This is a genomic window from Campylobacter avium LMG 24591 (assembly GCF_002238335.1).
In the GTDB taxonomy this organism is placed as follows: domain Bacteria; phylum Campylobacterota; class Campylobacteria; order Campylobacterales; family Campylobacteraceae; genus Campylobacter_D; species Campylobacter_D avium.
In genome coordinates, this window is sequence record NZ_CP022347.1 from 353,525 (window position 1) to 377,056 (window position 23,532).

Annotated in this window: 25 protein-coding genes; 14 read left to right on the plus strand and 11 right to left on the minus strand. The window is 35.3% G+C overall.

Annotated features, from left to right (window positions below):
- Positions 1-12: 12 nt before the first annotated feature.
- The 6 genes from murC to ileS all read right to left on the minus strand — a co-directional run bounded on the left by murC (position 13) and on the right by ileS (position 7,956).
- Entirely contained in the window at positions 13-1,302 is a 1,290-nt protein-coding gene (gene murC, locus CAV_RS01815) for a UDP-N-acetylmuramate--L-alanine ligase (protein WP_094324815.1), read from the minus strand.
- Positions 1,303-1,311: 9 nt separating this feature from the next.
- Positions 1,312-2,097: a carbon-nitrogen hydrolase family protein gene (locus tag CAV_RS01820; RefSeq protein ID WP_094324816.1), complete on the minus strand. Its 786-nt coding sequence runs from the start codon at positions 2,095-2,097 to the stop codon at positions 1,312-1,314.
- A complete protein-coding gene (gene xseB, locus CAV_RS01825; protein WP_094324817.1) occupies positions 2,090-2,266 on the minus strand; it encodes an exodeoxyribonuclease VII small subunit in 177 nt (58 codons plus the stop codon). The genes CAV_RS01820 and xseB overlap by 8 nt, the downstream gene beginning before the upstream one ends.
- A complete protein-coding gene (guaB, locus tag CAV_RS01830; RefSeq protein WP_094324818.1) occupies positions 2,263-3,720 on the minus strand; it encodes an IMP dehydrogenase in 1,458 nt (485 codons plus the stop codon). Before guaB ends, xseB begins: the two co-directional genes overlap by 4 nt.
- A 9-nt stretch (positions 3,721-3,729) precedes the next feature.
- Entirely contained in the window at positions 3,730-5,094 is a 1,365-nt protein-coding gene (gene gatA / locus CAV_RS01835; RefSeq protein WP_094324819.1) for an Asp-tRNA(Asn)/Glu-tRNA(Gln) amidotransferase subunit GatA, read from the minus strand.
- 90 nt (positions 5,095-5,184) lie between these two features.
- Positions 5,185-7,956 (minus strand): isoleucine--tRNA ligase, encoded by a 2,772-nt coding sequence (gene ileS, locus CAV_RS01840; RefSeq protein WP_094324820.1) that lies wholly within the window; start codon positions 7,954-7,956, stop codon positions 5,185-5,187.
- Between the two features lie 96 nt (positions 7,957-8,052).
- Between ileS and CAV_RS01845 the strand changes: the two genes are divergently transcribed.
- Genes CAV_RS01845 through rseP form a run of 3 tightly spaced genes read left to right on the plus strand, consistent with a single transcriptional unit; the run spans position 8,053 to position 10,833 of the window.
- On the plus strand, positions 8,053-9,144 hold the full coding sequence (locus tag CAV_RS01845; RefSeq protein ID WP_094324821.1) for a CinA family protein: 1,092 nt from the start codon (positions 8,053-8,055) through the stop codon (positions 9,142-9,144).
- A gap of 53 nt (positions 9,145-9,197) precedes the next feature.
- Positions 9,198-9,722 (plus strand): CDP-diacylglycerol--glycerol-3-phosphate 3-phosphatidyltransferase, encoded by a 525-nt coding sequence (gene pgsA, locus CAV_RS01850; RefSeq protein ID WP_094324822.1) that lies wholly within the window; start codon positions 9,198-9,200, stop codon positions 9,720-9,722.
- A 1-nt stretch (position 9,723) separates the two neighbouring features.
- Entirely contained in the window at positions 9,724-10,833 is a 1,110-nt protein-coding gene (gene rseP, locus CAV_RS01855) for an RIP metalloprotease RseP (RefSeq protein ID WP_094324823.1), read from the plus strand.
- Here rseP and CAV_RS01860 read toward each other — a convergent pair.
- Both CAV_RS01860 and CAV_RS01865 read right to left on the minus strand, forming a co-directional pair.
- A complete protein-coding gene (locus CAV_RS01860) occupies positions 10,826-11,485 on the minus strand; it encodes a disulfide bond formation protein B (protein ID WP_094324824.1) in 660 nt (219 codons plus the stop codon). The genes rseP and CAV_RS01860 overlap by 8 nt on opposite strands.
- Positions 11,482-12,123 carry a thioredoxin domain-containing protein gene (locus CAV_RS01865; protein WP_094324825.1) on the minus strand — a complete coding sequence of 214 codons (642 nt, stop codon included), beginning with the start codon at positions 12,121-12,123 and terminating at the stop codon, positions 11,482-11,484. Before CAV_RS01865 ends, CAV_RS01860 begins: the two co-directional genes overlap by 4 nt.
- Before the next feature lie 192 nt (positions 12,124-12,315).
- Between CAV_RS01865 and CAV_RS01870 the strand changes: the two genes are divergently transcribed.
- Positions 12,316-12,612: an HU family DNA-binding protein gene (locus CAV_RS01870; protein ID WP_094324826.1), complete on the plus strand. Its 297-nt coding sequence runs from the start codon at positions 12,316-12,318 to the stop codon at positions 12,610-12,612.
- Positions 12,613-12,677: 65 nt separating this feature from the next.
- On the plus strand, positions 12,678-13,586 hold the full coding sequence (gene cysK / locus CAV_RS01875) for a cysteine synthase A (protein WP_094324827.1): 909 nt from the start codon (positions 12,678-12,680) through the stop codon (positions 13,584-13,586).
- Here the strand turns inward: cysK and CAV_RS01880 are convergent.
- Genes CAV_RS01880 through CAV_RS01890 form a run of 3 tightly spaced genes read right to left on the minus strand, consistent with a single transcriptional unit; the run spans position 13,578 to position 14,993 of the window.
- Complete coding sequence (locus CAV_RS01880) at positions 13,578-14,120, minus strand: SCO family protein (protein WP_094324828.1); 543 nt, start codon at positions 14,118-14,120, stop codon at positions 13,578-13,580. The genes cysK and CAV_RS01880 overlap by 9 nt on opposite strands.
- Positions 14,117-14,551: a hypothetical protein gene (locus tag CAV_RS01885; protein ID WP_094324829.1), complete on the minus strand. Its 435-nt coding sequence runs from the start codon at positions 14,549-14,551 to the stop codon at positions 14,117-14,119. The genes CAV_RS01880 and CAV_RS01885 overlap by 4 nt, the downstream gene beginning before the upstream one ends.
- 1 nt (position 14,552) lies before the next feature.
- Complete coding sequence (locus tag CAV_RS01890) at positions 14,553-14,993, minus strand: copper chaperone PCu(A)C (RefSeq protein ID WP_245807420.1); 441 nt, start codon at positions 14,991-14,993, stop codon at positions 14,553-14,555.
- Between the two features lie 103 nt (positions 14,994-15,096).
- Between CAV_RS01890 and CAV_RS01895 the strand changes: the two genes are divergently transcribed.
- From CAV_RS01895 to tenA, 9 genes are read left to right on the plus strand one after another with little or no spacing between them, the layout of a single operon-like run.
- A complete protein-coding gene (locus CAV_RS01895; protein WP_094324830.1) occupies positions 15,097-16,077 on the plus strand; it encodes a L,D-transpeptidase family protein in 981 nt (326 codons plus the stop codon).
- Positions 16,077-17,075 carry an alanine racemase gene (locus CAV_RS01900; RefSeq protein ID WP_094324831.1) on the plus strand — a complete coding sequence of 333 codons (999 nt, stop codon included), beginning with the start codon at positions 16,077-16,079 and terminating at the stop codon, positions 17,073-17,075. The genes CAV_RS01895 and CAV_RS01900 overlap by 1 nt, the downstream gene beginning before the upstream one ends.
- Positions 17,069-17,479 carry a hypothetical protein gene (locus tag CAV_RS01905; RefSeq protein WP_094324832.1) on the plus strand — a complete coding sequence of 137 codons (411 nt, stop codon included), beginning with the start codon at positions 17,069-17,071 and terminating at the stop codon, positions 17,477-17,479. Before CAV_RS01900 ends, CAV_RS01905 begins: the two co-directional genes overlap by 7 nt.
- Before the next feature lie 49 nt (positions 17,480-17,528).
- Entirely contained in the window at positions 17,529-18,311 is a 783-nt protein-coding gene (kpsM, locus tag CAV_RS01910) for a capsule polysaccharide transporter KpsM (protein WP_094324833.1), read from the plus strand.
- Positions 18,308-19,006, plus strand: a complete 699-nt coding sequence (locus tag CAV_RS01915) for an ABC transporter ATP-binding protein (RefSeq protein WP_094324834.1) — start codon at positions 18,308-18,310, stop codon at positions 19,004-19,006. Before kpsM ends, CAV_RS01915 begins: the two co-directional genes overlap by 4 nt.
- Positions 19,003-20,208 carry a KpsE/RkpR family capsule polysaccharide export protein gene (locus tag CAV_RS01920; RefSeq protein ID WP_094324835.1) on the plus strand — a complete coding sequence of 402 codons (1,206 nt, stop codon included), beginning with the start codon at positions 19,003-19,005 and terminating at the stop codon, positions 20,206-20,208. Before CAV_RS01915 ends, CAV_RS01920 begins: the two co-directional genes overlap by 4 nt.
- Positions 20,208-21,881, plus strand: coding sequence for a polysaccharide biosynthesis/export family protein (locus CAV_RS01925; protein ID WP_094324836.1), 1,674 nt, complete (start codon positions 20,208-20,210; stop codon positions 21,879-21,881). Before CAV_RS01920 ends, CAV_RS01925 begins: the two co-directional genes overlap by 1 nt.
- Before the next feature lie 8 nt (positions 21,882-21,889).
- Positions 21,890-22,840, plus strand: a complete 951-nt coding sequence (locus tag CAV_RS01930; protein ID WP_094324837.1) for a KpsF/GutQ family sugar-phosphate isomerase — start codon at positions 21,890-21,892, stop codon at positions 22,838-22,840.
- A 10-nt stretch (positions 22,841-22,850) separates the two neighbouring features.
- Positions 22,851-23,516, plus strand: a complete 666-nt coding sequence (gene tenA / locus CAV_RS01935; protein ID WP_094324838.1) for a thiaminase II — start codon at positions 22,851-22,853, stop codon at positions 23,514-23,516.
- The last annotated feature ends 16 nt before the right edge of the window (positions 23,517-23,532 follow it).

The window sequence follows — 23,532 nt, forward strand, 5'->3', positions numbered from 1 at the left end:
CTTAAGATTTATTTAAGCTTCTCTTAATTTATTACTTATATCTCCGGCGCCAAAGCCTATGATAAGCCCCTCATCAAAGACGCGTCCATTGTTTGCTACTAGGTACTTGCCCTCTCTTTTTATATCATCTATAAAGATAGCGTTTTTAAAATGTTCTTTTAAATTTATATCTATTTTTGCTTCTCCGGCTGCATAAACCGGCAAAATGATGAGCTCATCCACCCCTACAAAAGCTTCCTTAAATTCATTTAAATTCGCACTCAAACGCGTGTATCTGTGCGGCTCAAATACGGCGCTTACTTTTTTGTAACCGACCAATTTCGCATACTCAAAGGCTGCCTTTAGTGTCGCTTTGATTTCTGTTGGATGGTGCCCGTAATCATCAATGATAGCTAAATTCTCATCAGCATATAAAATATCAAATCTTTTTTTTATGCCTTGATAGCTTTGCAATTTATTTCTTATTAGCTCTTTGTCCATATACTCAAGTGCTGCTAGGATTGCTAACGAAGCGTCTAGTGCTAGGTGATAACCTATGCCTAAAATTTTAAATTCTCCCAAGTCTTTTAACTCGAAGCTAGTTTGGGGCTTGAAATTTTTAATCACTGTTTTGCAGTTTTTTATGTCTTTGCTAGGATATAGCTTAATCGCCTCTAAATTTAGCTTTGCTAAATACTCATCCTCTGCGTTAATCACCCGAAATTTAGCCCGTTTTAAAAAGGTGTTGTAAGCCTCTTGCAGCTTGCTTAAGTCGTTGTTGTAATGCTCTAAATGTTCAGCCTCTGTGTTTGTAACTATTGCTAAATGAGGGTTTGCGTTCAAAAAAGAACTATCGCTTTCATCTGCTTCAAAGATTAATTTATCGCTGTTTTTATATATCATGTTAGAAGAAAATTCTTTTAAAATAGCGCCTATGATAACAGAAGCGTCATCAAAAAGCGTTGCTAATATACTTGAAGTGGTGCTTTTGCCGTGCGCACCAGCTACTGCAAACACTTGCTTATCCTCTAAAATTAGCGGCAAGGCTTCCTTGCGAGAGAGGCATTTTATGCCAAGTTCCTTTGCCTTTTTGTATTCTGCGTTTTCTTCCTTGATGGCGGCTGAGTATATGATTAAGTCCTTGTTTAAAACATTTTCTTCTTTATGTGGTATGCTAACCTTTATATTTTCCTTGCTTAAATCATCGGTGATCTTGCTTTCCTTTAAATCAGAGCCGCTTATTTCAAAGCCTTTTTCTTTTAAAAACCTAGCAAGTGCTGAAAGTCCTATGCCGCCAATGCCTATGAAGTGTATTTTTTTCAAAACTATCCTTTAAGAATTATATTTTCTGGCTATGCTATCAAATTTCCACAATTTCCTAGCCTCGCTTGATTTTTCTGCTTGTATGATGAGCATTTCCTCTTTGTCTTTTAGGCATTCTGTAAGCTCTGCAAAGGCGTTGATATAAAGGGTGTTTCCGTAAAAATTCCACTTATCATCATTGTTTGCCTTTCCTACGCGGTTTACCCTAAGTATAGCACAAGAGCTTAGAAAAGCCCTAGTTTTAAGCATTTCAAGCCATCTTTGCTCGCTGTTAAAGGTCGAGGCTGTGGGTAGTATCAAAAGGTCTATTTTTTTTGCTTTAATTTGGTTCCAAAAGAAGTCAAAATGAGCCTCAAAGCCAAAGCACACAGCGCATTTTATGTCATTGTAATCAAAGGAGAAAAGTTTTAGTTTTTTGCAAGAATTTATAAAAAATTTCTCCTCGTTCCAGTGAGAATAAGGCATTAGAATTTGCTGTTCGTAACTTTTTACCTCGTCTTTTGAAACCATGAGACATAGCTTTTTAAGACCTTTGTTTTCCACGCTTATAAATGGTGCGATGATTTTTATGTCGTATTTTTTAGCAAATTTTATAAGACTTTCTTTTTTTGCCAAGCTTTGCTCTTTTATCATATTTTTAGGCATAGATAAAAGCTCGGTAAAAAAGCTATTTAAGACATATTCTCCAAGCACAACTAGGTTAGCACCATTATCTTTTGAGGCTTTTAGGTAGTAATCAAGCCTTGATTCGCTTAATGCCAAGGTTGGAAGCTGTAGGGCTGCTATTTTATTCATTATCTATCTTTTCTATTTCTAGCTGTGCTTTGTCTAGAACTTCTCTAGCTTTTTTTAAATCCACAACAGCCTTTTTATAAAGCTTGATACCCTCATCAAGACTTAAATCCTCGCTATTTAAATCCTCTAAAGCCTTGTTTACTTTGTTTATATGCTCTTCAAAACTCATTGTTGATTTACTTTGTAATTTGGTGCTTCGTGTGTTATGATTACATCATGCACATGGCTTTCTTTAAGGCCTGCACTTGTGATTTCGACAAATTCAGCTTTCTTTTGGAAGCTTTTTATATCCTTAGCCCCAACATAACCCATAGAAGAGCGAAGCCCGCCAAGTAGTTGATGTATCACATCTTTGATGCTGCCCGTATAAGGCACTCTAGCTTCTATGCCCTCAGGAACTAGTTTATCTTGAGCCATTCCTTGCTGAAAATACCTATCAGAGCTTCCTTTTTGCATGGCTGCTAAGCTGCCCATACCCCTATAGCTTTTATACTGCCTTCCTTGATAGCTAAAAATTTCTCCCGGACTTTCATCTGTTCCGGCTAATAAAGAACCTATCATAACTGAATTTGCACCGGCAGCGATTGCTTTTGCTATGTCTCCTGAGTATTTTATGCCGCCATCAGCAATTACTTTTACTTTGTATTTTAAGGCCTCTTTGGCGCAGTCAGAAATGGCTGAAATTTGAGGCACACCAACGCCAGAGACTATACGCGTTGTGCATATGCTTCCAGGGCCTATTCCAACCTTTATAGCATCAGCTCCAGCCTCGCACAGTGTCTTAGCGGCTTCTGCTGTTGCTATGTTTCCAGCGATGACATCAAGTTTTGGGTATTTTGCTTTTATTTCTTTTAAGCTATTGATTATGCCCTTTGAGTGTCCGTGAGCGCTATCAAGCACTATGACATCAACTCCAGCTTCAACAAGAGCATCAACCCTTTTCATGTCATTTACCCCAACTGCTGCGCCAACTACTAATCTACCGTAGCTGTCTTTGTTCGCATTTGGGTATTCTTTTCTTTTTTTCAAGTCTTTTATGGTTATAAGTCCTTCTAGATGTCCTTTTTTATCCACTAGAGGTAATTTTTCTACCTTATTTTTATTAAAAATTTTCTCAGCCTCATCCAAGGTGCAGCCCTTTGGTGCTGTAATTAGCGGCATTTTAGTCATAACATTTTTTACTAAGTTATTCATATTTGTTTCAAATCTTAAATCTCTATTTGTTAAAATTCCAAGCAAAATTTTATTATCATCCACTACAGGAACGCCTGAAATTCTATACTCCGCCATTATTTCTAAAACCTCTTTTACCTTTGCGTTTTCTCCCACAAAAATAGGGTCTATGATAACTCCACTTTCACTTTTTTTAACTCTTTTAATCTCTCTTGCTTGATACTGTATGTCCATGTTTTTGTGAATTATACCAATCCCGCCAAGCCTAGCCATCATAATGGCACTTCTATGTTCTGTAACAGTGTCCATGGCAGCCGATAGCAAGGGCATGTTTAAGCTTATATTTTTTGTAAGTTCTGTTTTTATATCAACTTCTTTTGGAAGAACTTCAGAATAAGCTGGCATTAAAAGCACATCTTCAAATGTTAGGGCTCTTTTTACTATCTTCATCTTTGTCCTTTATTGATTTTTGATTATGTTTTCAAGGCTTAAGGCGCCGTCTAGCAAAGTTTGCTCATCATAAGCTTTGCAAATTAACTGTGCTGAAATGTTTAAGCCCTCTTTATCTTTAGCTACAGGAACGCTTATAGCGCCAAGTCCAGCTAAATTCACAGATATGGTAAAAATATCCTCTAGGTACGAATCTATAGGGCTTTTTTTAGAATTTAAATCAAATGCGGTGCTAGGAGTAACTGGCATGAAAATTAAGTCACAGTCGCTTAAAAGCTCATTGTATTTGTTTTTTATCAAAGCTCTTGCCTTTTGTGCCTTGATATAATAAGCATCATAATACCCAGAGCTTAGCACAAAACAACCAAGTAAAATTCTCCTCTTAACCTCGTCTCCAAAACCCTCAGACCTGCTTTTTACATACAAATCTTTTAAATTTTCTATATTTTCAGCCCTTCTTCCATATCTTAAACCATCATATCTGCTTAAATTTGCACTTGCTTCAGCAGTGGCTATTATGTAATAAGCTGCTATGTCGTATTTAAAGTCGAGCAAGTCCTTAAAAACAATCTCATGCCCGTTAGCCTTTAGCTTGTCAAGGCTTTGCATTAAGGCTTGTTTTACTTCAGGATTTGCCTTTTCTATGTAGTTTTTAATGGCTATTATCCTTAATTTTTTATTCGGGTTTAATTTATCGTGGGTTTTTTGAAATTCTATCTTAGCACTGGTGCTATCAAGCTCATCGTATCCTGCTATGGCGTCGTATAGTATGGAGGCATCTTCGACGCTTTTTGTTATAGTGCCTATTTGGTCTAGGCTTGATGAATACGCGGCAAGTCCGTATCTACTCACCCTTCCATAGCTTGGTTTAAAGCCAACGCAAGCACAAAATGCCGCCGGCTGTCTAACAGAACCTCCGGTATCAGAGCCAAGTGAAGCTAGTGCTATATCAGCTCCCACAGCAGCTGCACTGCCACCGCTGCTACCACCGGCTACCTTGCTTAAATTTGTTGGATTTAAGGTTTTTCCATAATACGAACTTTGGGTTGCATTTCCCATCGCAAATTCGTCCATATTGCACCTGCCAAAAGGTGAAAAGCCGTTTTGCTTGAGATTTTTTATAGCACTTGCGTCATAAGGTGCGATATAGCCTTGCAAGATTTTAGATGCACAAGTTAAAGGCCAATCTTTAACGCTTATATTGTCTTTGATAGCAACGGGAATTCCATCGCAACTATCGCTTAAATCACAGTCTAAAAATTGCTCTACATAAGCACCGATTTTTTTTTCTTTTTTTGCTCTTTCGTTTAATTCTTTTTTTAGTACTCTAAGTTCATCTTGAGATAGTTTTAAGGCTTGCTTTAAGCTTATCATTATTTATCCTTTTTTTTAAGTAAAAGTAGGGCGAACATTGTAACCAAGGCAAAAGATAGTATGGTAAGAATTATAACTGTTTGCGGAACTTCATAGTTTAACATTCATTTCCTTTAAAACCTTTGTACATCTAGGGCAGGTTTCGTTTTCATTCTTTGCGTTAAATTTCCAGCACCTAGGGCATTTAAAATCATCAGCTCTAACAAGCTTAAAGCTATTATCACCTATCTTAAATTCAGCCAAAGCTTCCTTGCTATCTATGTTTTCTAGCTTGCTTATCATAAACCAATCCTCAATTTCGCTTAAATCATGGCTTAATAGCTCGTTTGCTGAGCTTTGCAAAGCTAGTTCTAGGGTTGATTTTATAAGCTTTTCTTTCTTTAAAATATCAATTTGTTCTAAGAATTTTTCTCTGGCTGCAAGCAATAATTCATCATTTATACCAAAGTCAAAATTAAAATCATCCTTATACACTATGTCAAACACATCTTTTACGCCGTCTTTAATTACAGGATTTGCATGCTCTAAGGCCTCATCAACAGTGTGTGTTAGCGTAGGTGCTATGAGAGTAAATAACTCCTTTGTGATGAGACACATAGCGCTTTGAGAGCTTATTCTTCTTTGTGAATTTTTAGAATCGCAGTAAAGCCTGTCTTTGCATATATCAAGATAAATTCCGCTTAAATCCACTATCAAGAAATTTAAAAGCAAATTGTATCCGCGGGCAAATTCATAATTATCAAAATATGTTTTAACGGCCTTAAACACAGTGCTTGCCTTTGTTAAAATCCACTTATCTAGCAAATTAAAATGCCTGGTATCTATGAAATCTAAGTCATTTGTATTTGCAAGCAAAAATCTTATGGTATTTCTTATCTTTCTGTACTGTTCTGCTACCTGCTTTAAGATGTTTTCGGAGATTTTTAAATCCCCGGTAAAATCACTTAAAAGCATCCATAGTCTTAAAATTTCAACACCGTAATTTTTGGCCACATCCAAAGGAGAAACTACATTTCCTTTGGATTTGCTCATTTTTTGCCCCTTTTCATCAACAGTAAAGCCGTGAGTTAGTATGCTTTTATAGGGTGCTTTTTCATTTATGGCCGTGCTTACTAGTAAGGAGCTTTGAAACCAACCTCTGTGCTGGTCGCTTCCCTCAAGATACATTGAAGCTGGGTAGGTTCCGCTTTCATAATTTTTGGAGCATAAAACAGCATTCCAAGTACTGCCGCTATCAAACCATACATCTAAGATGTCATAAACCTTTTCTAAGTCCTCTTCTTTGTATTTTGAATTTGCTGGCAAAAAGTCCTTTATCTCAAGATCCCACCAAGCATCTGCTCCTTGTTTTTCAAAAATACTTGCTATGTTTTCTAAAATTTCATCGTCTAAGATTAATTCTTTTGTTTTTTTATCTTGAAAAAATGCTATAGGAGTGCCCCAATCTCTTTGCCTTGAGATACACCAATCAGGGCGGTTTTGTATCATGGAGCCTATCCTGTTAATGCCGCTTTTTGGATAAAATTTAGTTCTTGAAATTTGCTCTAAGCACAACTCTCTAAGGCTTTTTGAGTTGATTTTTTTCTCATCCATTGCTATGAACCACTGTTTCGTAGCTCTGTAAATAACAGGTTTGTGTGTCCTCCAACAAAAAGGATAAGAGTGCATAAATTTAGAGCAGTGAAGCAAAGAATCTCCCAAAAGCTCTAAAATTCTTTCATTTGCCTTAAAAACATGAAGCCTCAAAAACTCATCCACAACATCATCTTTAAAAAGCTTTCTTTCCTTTATGCTCTCATCATAGCAACCGCCATCATCAACAGGCATAAGCACTTCTAAGTTGTATTTTAAGCTTGCGTAGTAATCATCCTCGCCGTGTCCAGGTGCGGTATGCACAAGCCCTGTGCCTCCGTCCATCAAGACATGTTCGCCAAGTATTATTAAGGATTTTCTTGAATTTAAAGGATTTATTGCTTCTAGTTTTTCAAGTTCTTGTGCGTTGAATTCTTTTTGCAGCTCACCGCTTGTAAAGCCCTTTTGCACCATGCTCTCAAGCAGAGGTTTTGCAAAGATTAAATTTTCTTTTGTTAAAACATAAGTTTCGTTTGGATTTAAGGCTATTGCTTGATTTGCAGGTAAGGTCCAAGGTGTGGTAGTCCAAATGACAGCCTTTGCTTTTTCTACTCCAAGTTTTTGACAGGATTTTTCATCCAAATCAAAGGCTACAAAGGCTGAGTAATCCTCCTTATCCTCATATTCAACTTCAGCTTCAGCAAGAGCTGATTTAGCAGCCCAGCTCCAAAACACAGGCTTAGACCTTTGCACCAACAAGCCCCTTTTAGCTATCGCACATAAAGAGCGGTAAATTTGTGCTTCAAAGGCAAAATCCATTGTAAGATAAGGTTTATCCCAATCGGCTATAACGCCAAGTGCCTTAAATTCATCTTTTTGAATTTGTATAAATTCGTTAGCGTGTTCTCTGCAAAGCTTTCTTATTTCTTTTTTGCTTAATTCTTTCTTTTTTGAGCCTAGTTTTACCTCAACTTGCTGTTCTATGGGTAAACCGTGGCAGTCCCAGCCGGGCGTGAAAAAGACCTTTTCTCCGTTAAAATAATGCGTTTTAACTATGCTTTCTTTGAGAATTTTATTTAAAGCATGGCCTATATGTATGTGTCCGTTTGCGTAAGGAGGTCCATCGTGAAAGGTAAAAACCTTGCTGGCATTTTGTCTTTTACTTTTCATTTTATTGTAAGCGTAGGAGTTATCAAACCATTTGCTAAAACGGGCTTTTTCGTTTTGGGCTAAATTTGCACGCATTGCAAAAGTAGTGTTTGGAAGCAATAAACTATCCTTATAATCCATATCTTAAACCTTGAAATTTTTTATAATTGTTAATTTTACTTAATTTAGATTTAATTTTGACTTTATTTTTAGATATAATCAGCAAAAAGGAAAAAAATGAGGCATTTACTCCTAGTCATAGGTTTTGAGCTTAAAACTAACGCAAATTATCTATCTTACATACTTAGAACTTATGAGGATAAATTTCAGGAAGTAAATGATGTGGTTATACTTGAAAAAAGCAGCAAAGATCTGCCATTTTTGCTTGAGAAATACAGCAGAGACTATGATTTTATAACTATCTTTGCTTATGATGATTACTACGGCACTACTGCGAAAATTTTAGCAACATTAAATGGCGATAGTTTGGTTTTAAAGGATGATATTTTAGCGCCTATAAAATCTCTTGAGCACAACGAGCAAGGCTTTTTAATGCACCTTGCAAAGTGCAAGATAAATTTACTTAAGAGTTCAAATTTAAGAAAAATCCCGCCATTATTGGGTTTCATTGATATACAATTTGAGTATTTTTGCTTGCTTGATATAGATGAAGAAAGCGCTAAACTCTTGCTTGACACCATAGCAAAATCCTACGAGATAAGTATACAAAGCTCTGAGCTTTTAAAAAATTTGGTGCTTATAAAGGCTAGTAGTTTACAGTACGGCAAATTAGATGAGTTTTTAAGTGCTGCTAAAAAGCTTTTTAGCGATAAGTTTATACCCGGAAAAGATCCTTTAAATTTTATCGTTTCAGTCTTAAAAAGAGAAAAATTAAAAATTTCTTTTGCAGAAAGTTGTACAGGCGGGCTGTGTGCTAGCAAACTTACCGGTATAGATGGGGTTAGTGAAATTTTTGATGGTTCTGTTGTGAGCTATTCTAACCGCATAAAGCACGAGTGGCTAGGCATTAGCGAGGGTGTGCTTGAGAACAGTGGAGAGTATTCTCAAAAATGTGTGTATTTCATGCTAAAAGGAATTTTTAAGACAGCAAAGCCCGATTTTGCCATAGCTATTAGCGGTTTAGCAGGTACTGCTGATGTGGCAGACATAAAGGCAGGCACTATTTTTGCAGGCGTTATGTATAAAGATGGGAATTTTTTACAAGAGAGTTTTCACATAAGTGGTGATAGGCGTTTTATACAAGAACAGGCTGTTTTGCATACTTTTTCTTTGCTTTTGAGGTTAAAAAAAGAAATATTTTTCTCATAAATTTAAAAAACTTTGATAATATTGAAGGCTTAAAGCAAGGAGATATTTAAGATATGAATTTGCCAAATGCCTTAGCATTAATGCGTATAGTTTTAGCGCCAATTTTGTTTTTTTTGCTGACTTACAAGATAGATGATATACACCCAAGCTGGATAGATTATTTTGCAACGGTTGTCTTTTCTATAGCAGCTTTGAGTGATTTTTTTGATGGTTATATAGCTAGAATTTGGGGGCAGGTTACCAAACTTGGTGCGATACTAGACCCATTGGCTGATAAAATGCTTATTTTAGCGGCATTTTTGGGACTTTTGCTCCTTGATAGAGCTAATGCTTGGATAGTGTATTTAATCTTAGTTCGTGAATTTTTCATAACAGGTTTTAGGATAGTTATGATAAGCGACAACCTAAACATAAGCGCTTCTTTTGCCGGTAAAATCAAAACCCTTTCACAAACAATCGCCATTATATTTTTGCTAATGCAGTGGAAATTTGCGGATTTTATACTTTATATAGCCTTTTTTCTTACTATTTATTCTGGCGTTGAATATGTTGTAAAATACTACAAAGCAAGGCTTTAACTTGAAGTCTATTTTAGCATTGCTTGTAATTTTAGCGCTTGGCTTTTACTTTTTTTCGCTAAATTTTGTAGTTACCATTCTTTGCATATCTTTTTTGATTTTCTTTCACGAGCTAGGACATTTTTTAGCTGCAAAGCACATGGGAGTTAAAGTAGAGGTTTTTAGCATAGGTTTTGGACAGGTTTTATTTCAAAAAACATTTAAAGGCACGGATTACAGGCTTAGTGCCTTGCCGCTTGGCGGTTATGTTAAGCTTAAGGGGCAAGATGATTTTGATATTAAACACAAGAGTTATGATAAAGACAGCTACACTATTTTAAGCCCGCTTAAAAAAATTTACATCTTGCTTGCTGGGCCCTTGTTTAACATCATTTTGGCCTTTATGCTTTATATTATCATTGGGAATTTGGGCTTACAAAAAGTAGCTCCTGTTGTTGGCGAGGTGCTTGAAAACTCGGCAGCACAAAGGGCAAATTTGCAAAAAGGGGATTTGATTGTAAGTATTGATGGTAAGCCTGTGCGAAGCTTTGATGAAATTTCAAAGCTCTTAAGTTTAAATACTATGAGTGTTGAGCTTATAAGAGATGATAAGCTTATAACCGTATCAATCACGCCAAGCCTAAAACAAGCTTACAATGAATTTTTACAGCTAACCCAAAGGCCACAAATTGGCATACAGGCAAAAACTGATGAGCTAATCACAGTAAAACATACGGGCTTAAATTCTCTCATTTTTGCTTATGAAGAGAGCTTAAATGCCACTACTTTGATAGTAAAAGCCTTAGCAAAGCTTGTTATAGGTGAGCTTGACCCTAAAAATTTGGGCGGGGTTATAACCATGGCCGATGTAACTTCAAGGGCAGCTGATATGGGTATCGTGGCCGTGCTTTTAATCTCTGCTTTGATATCGATAAATTTAGGCGTGGTAAATCTTTTGCCAATTCCTATGCTAGATGGAGGACATATAGTGTTTAATCTCTATGAGTTGGTATTTAAAAAGTCCGTGCCTTTTGCGGTGTTTGAAAAGTTAAGCTACGTAGGACTTGCCTTTTTGCTCTGTCTTATGGTCTTTGCAACATATAATGATATAGTAAGATTAAGCCTTAATTAATGAGCAAGACAGCAAAGAAAAATAAGGCAATCACAGCCTTAGCTTTGCTGTTTTTTATAAGAATTATAAAATCTTTTATAACAAAAAAAGAAAAAAACACCAAGCATATCATGATGCCTTGCGCCATATTTATAAACTCAAATTTCGGTATCAAAAACCAAGCTTTGCTGTAAAGTCCATTTGTGAAATTTGCTTCCTTAGTGCCTACAAAGAATTCTTGTATCTTAGAAAGCTGGTCTGACATAAACTCAGGAACTATCGGTGCGTCCATTCCGCAAGTTCCGGTAGCTGTAAATAAGCTTGGAAAAATTTTATCCAAGGGCAGCGAAAATATAAAGTTAAGCTCACTAGGACAGGATGTAACCCCAAAGGGATTTGCATTTGCGATAGCCTCATAGCTTTCATTTAGCAAAAATGAGTATTTAAAGCCCAAAAATAAGGCATAAAAAAGCATGGCAAAGGCCAAAAAAGCAAATTTATTGCCAAAGATTAGCAAGAAAGCCCCAAGAGCAAAAACGCATATCGCAAACCTTATGTAAACGCAGTTAGCACAGGGGTTCATAAATAAATAAAGTTGTAAAAAATAATGCGAAAAAAGCACTAAAGCCATGCTAAAAAGGCATAGCAAAAACCAGGTTTTGTTAAAAATCATTTAGAGCTAAGTGCTTTTACAACTTCTATTAGATGTTCTAAGGATTTGATATTTTCCATTCTTAGCAAATACTTACCCGCCACGGCAAAGGCCGGAGTTCCGCCGTATTGAGCAGAAAGCACAGAGGCCTTATCGTAAGATGAGTATATGCGTTTTCCATCTTTGCTTTGTAAAAAATTATTTAATTGAGTTTTGTTGATTTTTAAAACCAAAAGCCCAAGTTTTAAAAAATCATCAGAATTACTATATCTTTGTTTTCTCTCAAAATACGCCGTAAAATAAGCGTCAGCAACCCTTTGAGTTAGAGCATTTTTGTCTGTGAAGCTTATCTTGTTTTTTTCATCTTGAAACTGCGCATAAGCATAAACTTGAGCAAATTCCTCACCAAAAGTAAAGCTTTTCACAGGATAAATTTTATACTCTAAATTTGGTAATTTTTCCTTTACCTTGCCTAAGGTATTTAGTTTATGGTGATTATAGCAGTGTATGCAAGTGTAGCTGAAGGCTTTAATCACAGAATTTGTTTCACCGTCTAGCTGCTTGTTTAAATTTTCGTACTCAACACCTTCGCTTATAGCCCACAGCGAAGTTATAGATACTGTGCAAAAGATAAGGCAAAATTTGATAAGTAAGTTCATGGCTTAAACCTTTAAATTTAAATTATAAAGCTTTTAATTCTATTTTTTTAAATTTAATCAACTGTTAATATAGTAAAATTAAGACTTTCAAGCAAAAAACTATCACAAAAAGCCCAATTTTTCGCAAAAAATCTTGCAAAGTGTGTAAAAATATGATAGAATTAGGCACATTTCAAAATACAAGGAGCTTTTATGACTAAAGCAGATTTTATTTCAAAAGTTGCTCAAACTTCTGGGCTTACAAAAAAAGACGCAACTGCAGCTACTGACGCTGTTATAGCTACTATCACTGAAGTTTTAACTAAGGGTGATACAATCAGCTTTATAGGTTTTGGAACATTCTCTACTGCAAAAAGAGCAGCTAGAACAGCTAGAGTTCCAAGCACTGGTAAAACTATACAAGTTCCAGCTACTAAGGTTGCTAAATTCAAAGTTGGTAAAAATCTTAAAGAAGCTGTTGCTGGCGGAAAAGTTAAAAAGAAAAAATAACTCGTTAAAACAAGTGAGCTTGCTTAGCTCACTTACTCTCTCTTTTAAATTCAAGAAAGGTTCTTATGGCTGTTTATAAAAATATAAGTGAAATGATAGGCAATACGCCACTTATTTCTTTATCCGGTTTTGCTACCAATTTGTATGGAAAATGTGAATTTCTTAACCCTAGCCATTCCATAAAGGATAGAGCTGCTTATGCTATGCTTAAAAAAGCTTTAGATGAGAATATTATAAATAAAGATACAGTTATTATAGAATGTACAAGCGGAAATATGGGTATTTCCTTAGCGATGATTTGTGCGAGTTTGAATTTGAAATTTATAGCCGTAATGCCTGAATCTATGAGTTTAGAAAGAAGAAAAATGATACTTTTATTTGGGGCAACTTTAGAGCTCACTCCTGCTAGCGAGGGCATGAAAGGAGCTCATAACAAGGCTTTAGAGCTTAGAGATAAGATAGATAATTCTTTTATACCGTCTCAATTTGAAAACATGGCCAATAAAAACGCACACAGAAACGGCACCGCCTTAGAAATCCTAAGAGATTTGGATAATAAAATAGACATCTTTGTCGCAGGTTTTGGCACAGGTGGAACTATAAGCGGAGTAGGCGAGGTTTTAAAAGAGAAACTACCTTCTGTAAAAATAGTAGCGGTTGAGCCTGAAGCTTCGCCTTTGTTATCTCAAAACAAGACTGGTCCTCATAAAATTCAAGGCATAGGCGCTAATTTCCTACCAGCTATACTAAACAAAGATGTGATAGATGAGATAAAAACCGTTAGCAATGAAAATGCCATAGATACCGCAAGGAAACTAGCAAGAAATGGCATTATGGTTGGAATTTCAAGCGGGGCGAATGTTTTTGTTGCAAGTGAGATAGCTAGGCAAAATCCAGATAAGATAGTTGTTACTATGCTAAATGACACCGCTGAGAGATACATCTCAACCGATTTGTTTGCGGATTTATCTTAAAAATTCGCTCAATTCTTTTTTTAGATTATTTTGGGAGAGATTGCTAATTTTTCCCAAAAAATTCGAGTTTTCATCAAATAAAAATAAAAAATTACTATGTGCCACTGTGTATTTGAGTGCCGAGTCTTTCATATCTATTTTTTCATAATGCACCCCGTAATTTTTACTTATTTTTCTAAGTTCATCCTCATTTTTAGCTAGCAAAAACACTGAATTTTCGTAAAAATACCTAAGCCACTCACTTGACTTTTGCAAATCTTTATCGGCTTCTATATCAAGCGAAATAAATAATAATTTAGGATTTTTATCTTGTTTTTTTAGCTCACTTGTGAGCAAAGAAAGCGTAGCAGGACAGACATCTGGGCAATTTGTATAGCCAAAATACACTATTAATTTTTCACCCTTAAAGTCTTTTAAGCTCACAATTTTATCTTGTGAAATTAATGTAAAATCGTACTTGTTTTGAGTATAAAACACGTAAAAACTTAATAGCAAAAGCAAAAACACAAGAGAAAAAACTAGCTTTTTTTTCATCTTTTCACCTCAAAATGAAAGTAAAAAATTCTATCATCTTCATCAAAAAAATCCATCCTATAAAGCATGACATCAAGCGGACAAGAGCTTAGCACAACATCCGCCTTGTGAGTGTTATCTTGTATTTTTGTAAATTCTAGCTCTATTTCGCCCATGTACATATTTACGCCATAAAGCTTTGCTTTTATGCTTTCTTTTTGGGATAAATTTGTCACATACATGCTAAAATCTTGCATAGCAACTATAGGCCTTTTGGATATATCTATGCTTATGTTGTTTTCAAATTTGCATTTTTTAGAATTTAAATCACAAAAAGAAAGAGTTAAATTTTCTTCATTTAAATTTTCAGCGTTTTTTAGGTTTTTATTCGCAAAAAACACCAAAGCAAGAGTTAGTAAAAAAATCGCAAAAATTACAATTTTTTTGCGCATATTACTTGTTGCGCTCTTTTATATCTGTAAGCAAAATAGACACATTTTGCCCGTTATCAAAGAAGAGTTTTAAGGAAATTTTCGTATCTTTTTGGATGCTTTTTTTCAAATTTATTAGCATTATGTGTTCGTGAAATGGTTTTAAAGATAGGGTAGAATTTGCTTTAATTTCTATCTTATCTACCGCTTTCATAATCATCTTATCTTTTGAATGCACATGGGTGTGAAGCTCAGTATGCTCACTTATATCAGACTGTGCTTTTATAAGGTTTATATTTGAGTTTGTGTTATTTTTTATCTCAAGGAAAACGGAGCCATTTTTTGCATTTGGAGCGCTTTTAAATGAATAGGCATTTTGAACTGTTATTGGCTCTGAAGCACTGTTAGCATACATTTGCGTAGTAAATAAAATCAAGGCAAAAAGTATAAAAAATTTTTTCATAAATAAAACCTTATAGTAAATTTTTATCATATTATAATACTTTTTTAAACAAATTGTAGTATAATTTAGGCTTCGTGTTTTATATTTTTCAAGGATAATTTTTATGTTAAGAAAAGTTTTACTGTGTTTGTTTTTTGTTTTTAGTCTTGCTTTTTCTAGTGATTTGGCTAGAATTTATCTTAATGAGGGCTTAGAGGCGGTTGCAAGAGAGCTTGAAAAAGAATTTACTAATAAAAATTTTTGGCTAAGTGAGCTTAATGGCAAGGATTTGTCCCTAGGTTACTACACTCAAAGAACTGCTATCGTGCTTACAAATAAGACAGATAAAACCTTTAGGGTATTTGTGTATGATAATGGTAAATTAGAGCAAAAATTCGAGCAAAAAGATGTATTAACCGGGCTTATGGGCGATAAGCAAAAAGAGGGCGATTTGATAACTCCTGTTGGTTTTTATGATTTAGGACCTAAGTTTGATCCTAGAAATACTTACTATGGACCCTTTGCCTTTGCTACCGATTATCCAAATATGTTAGATAGGGTAAATGACAAAACAGGAGGCGGAATTTGGATACACGGCTATCCAATGGATGGCACTAGGCTGGATGAGTATAAGACTAGAGGCTGCATAGCCTTGCATAATCATATCTTGGTTGATTTTGCCAAGGTTATAGACAGGGAAAAAAATGTCTATGCTATGACTGAAAACAAAGAAGTTTTTAGGACAAATCAAGATGAGATAGCAAGTATAATGGCTGCTTTGTTTGAGTGGAAAGAAAGCTGGACGATAAGTGATATAAAAAAATACCTAAGCTTTTACGATGAAAAGAATTTTAAAAGATTTGATAAAAGCTCTTTTAAAGAATTTGCAGCTATGAAAAGAATTATCTTTTCAAGAAATGAGGATAAGACTATAAAATTTTCAAATATCAACATAAGCCCGTATCCAAATTTAGATAATGAAAAGATGTTTAGAATAACCTTTTATCAAGATTACCGCGCCACAAATCACAGCTTTAGAGGGAATAAACTTCTTTATGTAAAGCTTGATGAAAATGGAAAAATGAAGATACTTGCAGAAAGATAATGGCTTTTATAAGGCTTGATAAAAAGGCTTACGAGCATAATTTAAAGCTCATTGCTTCAAAGGCAGGGGGCTTTGATAAGATAATCTGTGTGCTTAAGGATAATGCTTATGGACACGGAGTTTTGCAAATAGCACCACTAGCCAAAGAACTTGGAATAAAATTTATAGCACTAAAAAACGAAGACGAGGCACAAAGCCTAAAAGATTTATTTGCTAATATTCTTATCTTATCTCATATCCCAAATGGTTGTGAAAACGAGGATTTCATCTACGCCTTAAATTCAAAAGAAAATTTACACAAATATAAAAAAAATACCAAGCTTCACATAGCCCTAGATACAGGTATGCACAGAAATGGAGTTTTTTTAGAGGACTTGCCCCTTGTTTTTGCTGAGGCTAAAAAACTAGGACTTCGTATACTTGGACTTTTCACTCATTTTGCAAACTCTGATGAGATTGATAGCTCTTTTTTTGTGCAAAGACAAAAATTTAAAAAGGCAAAAGAGTTAGCAAGCTCTTTAAGCGATTTAAAACTTTGCTTTCACTCACACAACTCATCAGCACTTTTTCGGTGCTTAAAGCTTGATGAGGACGAGCTTTGCAGGGTTGGGCTTGTGCAGTTTGGATATAGTGATTTTGAAGCTTCTTTAAAAAGGGTTTTAAGCCTTTATGCAAACAAGCTTAGCAGCAGGATTTTAAGAAAAAACGAGTCTTTAGGATATGGTTTAAGCTTCACAGCGAAAAAGGATATGAGTATAGCAACTTATGATCTTGGCTATGCAGACGGACTTTTTAGATACTCTGGCAAGGGTAAGCTTTTGTTAGCAAATAAAGCTTGCTTACTTGGTAGGATGTCTATGGATAGCTTTTCTTGTGAGGATTTTGGAGAGGAGCTTTGCGTCTTTGATGATGCTAGAATTTGGGCTAAGTTTTTTAATACCATAGAGTATGAAATTTTGGTTAAATTAAATGCAAATATAAAAAGAATTTTATGCTAGATGAAAAAGTTTTAAAATACATCAAAAAGCACAAGCTCTTAGCTTGGGCTATGCAAGATGAAAACGAAGTTTATATAGCAAATGCCTTTTATGCCTTTGATGAAGCGAATTTAGACTTCTTAATAGCCTCTCACAGCGACACAAAGCACATAAAACTAGCCTTTAAAAATCCAAACATAGCCATAAACATAGCAAAGCTAGATAAAATCCCGCTTTTAAAGGGTTTGCAGATAAAGGCTCTTTTTTCACAAGCCTTAAAAGAACAAGAAAAACTTTATTATAAAAAATTTCCTTTTGCAAGACTATCAGATGCCAAGCTTTTTGCACTCAGGATAAAATATCTAAAATTTAGCGATAATACCTTAAGTAAAAAGATAGAATTTGTAAATAAATCTTGCCTTTAATTAAGCTTTTTAAGTTAATATTTTGGATTAGATATTTTAAGAGGAAGTGATGATAAATGTTATCTACGCCCTTTTTTTTAGGGAGATAAAGACTAGATTTGGTAAAAATAGAAGGCTTGGCTACGCTTTAGTTATAGCTGAGCCTATGATACAAGTCGTGGTTATTACTAGCATTATCACAGCCATTAGAGAGCATTCAAGGACTATCATAATGCCTCAAGGGGTTTCTATCTTTATGTTTTTAGCTGTTGGTATAATCCCCTTTTTTATGTTTAGAAATATCCTTACTCAGCTAATGGGCGGAATTCAAGCAAATTTAGGACTTTTTGCCTATAAGCCTGTTAAACCCATACATGTTTTTATCGCAAGAACCTTGCTTGAGTCCTTTATCTTTTTTTTCGTTATTTTGTTAGTTTTTTTTCTAGCGCAGTGGGTTTTTGGAATTTATGCTGTTCCTAAGCATTTTTTAGAAGTGTATTTATGCTTTGTTTTATTAGCCTTTAGTGGCTTTTGCCTAGGACTTTGCCTTACTATCTTAAATCACTTAGTAGAACCAAGTAGGAAAATCCTGCCATACACAGGCATTTTGCTCTATATAGCCTCTGCGGTTGTGTATCCTATATGGATAGTGCCTACGAATTTGCTTGAAATTTTACTTTATAATCCATACATTCACATAACAGAAACACTAAAGATAAATTATTTTGATAATTACCCCGTAACTGAGGGCATAGACATAACTTATCCTATAATATTTAACTTAGTGATTTTATTTATAGGGCTTTGGTTTTACTACTACAAAAGACAAGAACTAGCAGCGGACCCACTATGATAAAGCTTGATAATATAACTAAATTTTATACCCTAAGTTCAGGTAAGAAGCATTATATCTTTAAGGATTTTACCTTTGAATTTCCTGAAAATTGTAGCATAGGGCTTATGGGCAAAAATGGAGCTGGCAAATCAACCCTTATGCGTCTTTTAAGTGGTGCTGAGGTGCCAAATAAGGGTAAAATCATCACAAACAAAAGAATTTCTTGGCCCCTAGGACTTGCGGGAGGTTTTCAAAATTCACTCACCGCAAGGGATAATGTAGCCTTTGTAGCTAGGGTTTATGGCTATAAGGGTAGGTCTTTAAAAGAAAAGATTAAATTTGTAGAGGACTTTGCGGAGATAGGCAAATTCTTTGATGAGCCTATGGGAAATTATTCAGCCGGTATGCGTTCTCGTATAGGTTTTGGGCTTTCTATGGCTTTTGACTTTGATTATTATTTAATAGATGAAGCTGGTGCGGTTGGAGACCCTTCCTTTATACAAAAATCAAGAAAGCTTTATGAGGAAAGATTAGCAAATTCAAATGTTATAATGGTTTCTCACATAGTTAGCGAGATAAGAAAATGGTGCGATAAGGTTGTTTTACTTCACGACGGTGTTGTTGATGTGTATGATGATGTAGAGGATGGCATAGCCGCTTATCAAGGCAAATTAGCACTAAAAAGCTCAAGGCAAATAGGACTTGTGCAATGAATGGTAAAAATGTCTTAAAAAAGATAGATAAAGAAAAGATTATAGCTAAATTTAGACAGCTTAAGGAGCATAGAACCTTTAGCACCATAAATCAAAAGGATTTTTGGCAAAAACTTAGAGACATCTTATCTTTAAACACCTATAAATCCGTGCTTTTCATAATGCTTTTCGTGCTTATTTATTATGCTTTTATCGCCGCACCTAGATATGTAAGTAGCTCTTATATAAGTGTGCGTTCAGCAGGGGATAATCAAGGCTCATCCTTAAGCGGTTTAAGTGCTTTGATAAGTCCGGGAACCGTAAATTCAAATGAGGATTTAATCTTTTTAAAAACCTATATCACTTCTTTAGATATGCTAAAAATTTTAGATGAAAAGATAGGTATAAGAAAGCTTTATGAAAGTCAAAAGCTTGACATTTTCTTTAGACTTTATGAGGATGATAGCCAAGAAAGCTTTTTGAAATTTTATCAAGCTAGGGTTAAGGTTATAGATGAAACAGGTATGCTAAAGCTAGAAGTTGAGGGTTTTAGCCCAGAACAAGCCTATACAATAGCCACTGCTATCTTAGAAGAAAGTGAAAAATTTGTAAATGAAATTTCGCACAAAAGTGCTAGAGAGCAGCTACAATTTGCTGAAACAGAGCTTGTAAAATACAGGGATGATTATCAAAAATCAAGAGATAAGCTCATAGCCTTTCAAAATGAACACGGAGTTTTTGATCCACTGCAAGAGGCTGAAAGTAGGGCATCTTTTACGGCACAAATGGAAGCTGAGATAGCAAGCAAGGAAGCCAAGCTTTTAGCTATGAGATCATATATAAATGATGACGCACCACAGCTTGTTACCTTAAGAGCAGAGATAAAAGCCTTAAAAGAACAGCTTGAAAAGGAAAAAAACAAGGTAGTATCTAGTTCTACAAAGGATCAGTTAAACAACCTCGCCTCTGATTTTCAAAAGCTTAGCATAGAAGCAGGCTTTGCTGAAAAGGCTTACACCACGGCTTTAAGCTCTTTTGAAACCACGCGTATAGAGGCCATTAGAAAGATTAAACATCTTGTGATAGTGCAAAATCCAAGCTACCCACAAAGCGAAACCTATCCTAGAAAAACATATAATATCATTAGTATTTTTGTTATACTAAGTCTAGCTTTTGGTGTTTTAAGGCTTATAAAAACTATCATAGAGGAGCATAAGTATTGATGAAGAGAATTTTATTGTTAATATTACCTTTTTTACTTTATGCCGTAGATGTTTCAAACATAGCAGGAAGCACAAGTGCAGCCGTTTTGCTAGAGGATAGTAACTCAACAGCTCAAAACAGCACCCAAAGCACTTCAAATCAAGACATTTCAAAACAAAGCCCTAAAATCACAGCCTTTGGCTCTCATCTTTTTAGCGGAAATTTCACTCAAAGCACACAGCACATTTATAATCCTGATTATAAGATAGCCGTTGCTGATGTGATAAGCCTTAAAATTTGGGGAGCTGTGTCTTATGAAAGTAATTTAGTAGTTGATTCGCAAGGCAATATTTTCGTGCCTCAAGTTGGAGCTATCAAGGTTTTAGGCGTTAAAAACTCAGAGCTTTTATCAGTCATACAAGCAAGTGTTTCTAAAATTTATAAAGACAATGTCTATGTTTATGCGGATATGAATGCCTATCAAAATGTCTCTGTTTTCGTGACCGGCTCTGTGAATTCGCCCGGACTTTACAAGGGCTTAAGCTCTGATTCTGTGGTGCAATACATAGACAAAGCAGGCGGGATAAATCTTGATTATGGCTCTTTTAGATACATACAAATTCTAAGAGATAATAAAATTCTAGCAAATATCGATCTTTATGATTTCTTGCTAAAAGGAAAGTTAAGCTTACTTGCCTTTAGAACGGGTGATGTTATCTTAGTATCATCTTTAAAAAGCTATGTAAGTGCTAGCGGGGATGTGCAAAAGCCTTTTAGATTTGAGTTAAAGGACGAAGCTTTGTCCTTGCAAGATTTAGCTATCTTAGCCGGTGCAAAGCCCATAGTTACAAATGCCATAGTAAAATCTTACGCAAATAATCACATAGTAGATATAAAATCTTATTCTAAAAAAGACTTTGCCTCTGTTATGCTTAAAAGTGCTGATGAGGTTGAATTTCGTCCAGATTATAATGCTAATGATGTAAATATCCGCATAGAAGGTGAGCACAGCGGAGCGCATTTTATGGTGGTAAGAAAAGGAAGCACCTTGGATGAGGTGGTTTCTAGGATAGTAACAAATGCACAGTCTGATATAACTTCGGTGCAGGTTTTTAGAAAAAGCGTTGCCCTTACTCAAAAACAACTCATAGATGCACAGCTTAAAGAGCTTGAAACTTTAGCTTTAACCGCGCCATCTGTAAATTCAGAAGGTGCAGCCATAAGGGCAAATCAAGCTAAAACCATACTTGATTTCATACAAAGAGCAAAGCAAGTGCAGCCAAAGGGACAAATCATCATAGATAGCGTAAAAGCCTATAAAAGCGTGGTTTTAGAAGAGGGCGATACTATCGTAGTGCCTAGTAAGAATAATTTAGTAGTGGTGCAAGGCGAGGTTTCCTTGCCCGGTTCTTTTGTGTATATGCCCTCAAAAAAGCTTGATTATTACATAAATTTAGCTGGAGATTATAGCGATAGGGCTGATACCTCTAAGGTTCTTGTTATAAATTCAAATGGCAAGGCCACAAAGTATAATCAAGGCTTTTTGTCCTTCGCACCAGAAGTAAAGGCAGGAGATAGTATCTTAGTCTTACCAAAGGTTGATTCTCAAGGCTTACAAATCACAAGTATGCTTGTAAATATCTTATATCAAGTAGCTATAGCTACAAATGTGGTTTTAAATATCAACAGATAAGGCTTTTTATGAATTTAGATGTTTTAAAGATAGCAAGAGAGGTTTTTGAGATAGAGGCAAATAGCGTTAGGGATTTAGCCCTAAATTTAGATGAAAATTTCACAAAGGCTATAAATTTTATCTTTCAAAGCAAGGGAAGGTGCGTTATAAGCGGAATGGGCAAATCAGGCCACATAGGAGCTAAGATAGCAGCTACCCTAGCTAGCACAGGCACACCTAGCTTTTTTATGCATCCAGCTGAGGCCTTGCACGGAGATTTAGGAATGCTAACCTCTTTGGATGTGCTTTTAGCTATCTCAAATTCAGGCGAAAGCGATGAAATTTTAAAGATAATTCCAGCTATTAAAAAAAGAGGCATAAACATAATAGCAATGACTTCAAATGCAAAATCCACCCTAGCCAAAGAAGCAGACGCTTTTTTGAATATAAGCGTAAAAAAGGAAGCTTGCCCCTTGCAGCTTGCTCCTATGTCCTCAACCACGGCAACTCTTGCTATGGGTGATGCGATAGCTGCTGCTTTGATGAGGCTTAGGAATTTCAAGCCAGATGATTTTGCACTTTTTCATCCGGGAGGCTCTTTGGGTAAAAAGCTTCTTACAAGGGTTAAGGATGTGATGATAAAAAAGGTTCCATCTGTAAATTTAGATACTAAATTTAATGAGCTTATAAACACTATGACGAGTGGAAAACTAGGACTTTGCTTGGTTTTTGATAAAAAGGAATTAAAAGGCATTATAACAGATGGCGATCTTAGACGAGCCTTGCAAAATAGCGATAAGGCTAGGTTTGACTTTTTAGCAAGTGAGATAATGAGTAAAAACCCAAAGGTAATAGATTGGGGTGCCGAAATCATAGAGGCTGAAGAGCTTATGCTAAAACATAATATAAAAGAAATTCCGGTATCTAAAAATGGCAAGATAGTAGGCATTATACAGCTTTATGATATAGGTAGAATTTAAAGGAGAAAATATGAAACTTTTTCAAAGATTATTAAAAGAAAATGCTAAGGTTTGGGATGAGTATTTGCACCATAGCTTCGTAAAAGAGCTAGAAAAAGGCACTTTAAAAGAGGAAAATTTCTTGTTTTACTTAAAGCAAGATTATATTTATCTCATAAATTACGCAAAATGCTACGCACTTTTAGCCCTAAATGCAAACAATGCTAAAGAGCTTCGCTTTGCTATGAAATTTCAAAACTATATAGTTGAGGGCGAGCTTGAACTTCATAAAAGCATTTTAAAGCTTGGCATTGATGCTGATAAGCTCTGCGTAAAAGATGAGAGTATAGTAAATATTGCTTATACTAGATATATGCTAAGTGTGGGTCAAAGCGGGGATTTTTTAGATATGCTAGTAGCACTTAGTGCTTGTGCTATAGGTTATGGCTATATAGGAGCTGAGATTAAGCAAAGGCTTTCTAAAGATGAATTAGAAAAACACCCTTATAAGGAGTGGATTTTAACCTACTCAGGCGAGGTATTTCAAGCAGAGATTAAGGAATTTGAAGACTTTTTAAATTCTTACGAGGTAGATGAGAATAAATTTAAAAAACTAAGTGAAATTTTTCACACCGTTGTACGTTTAGAAAGAGAATTCTGGCAACACGGCTTAAACTTAAAGCTTGATTTGTATTAGTTTTATGCAGTTTTTA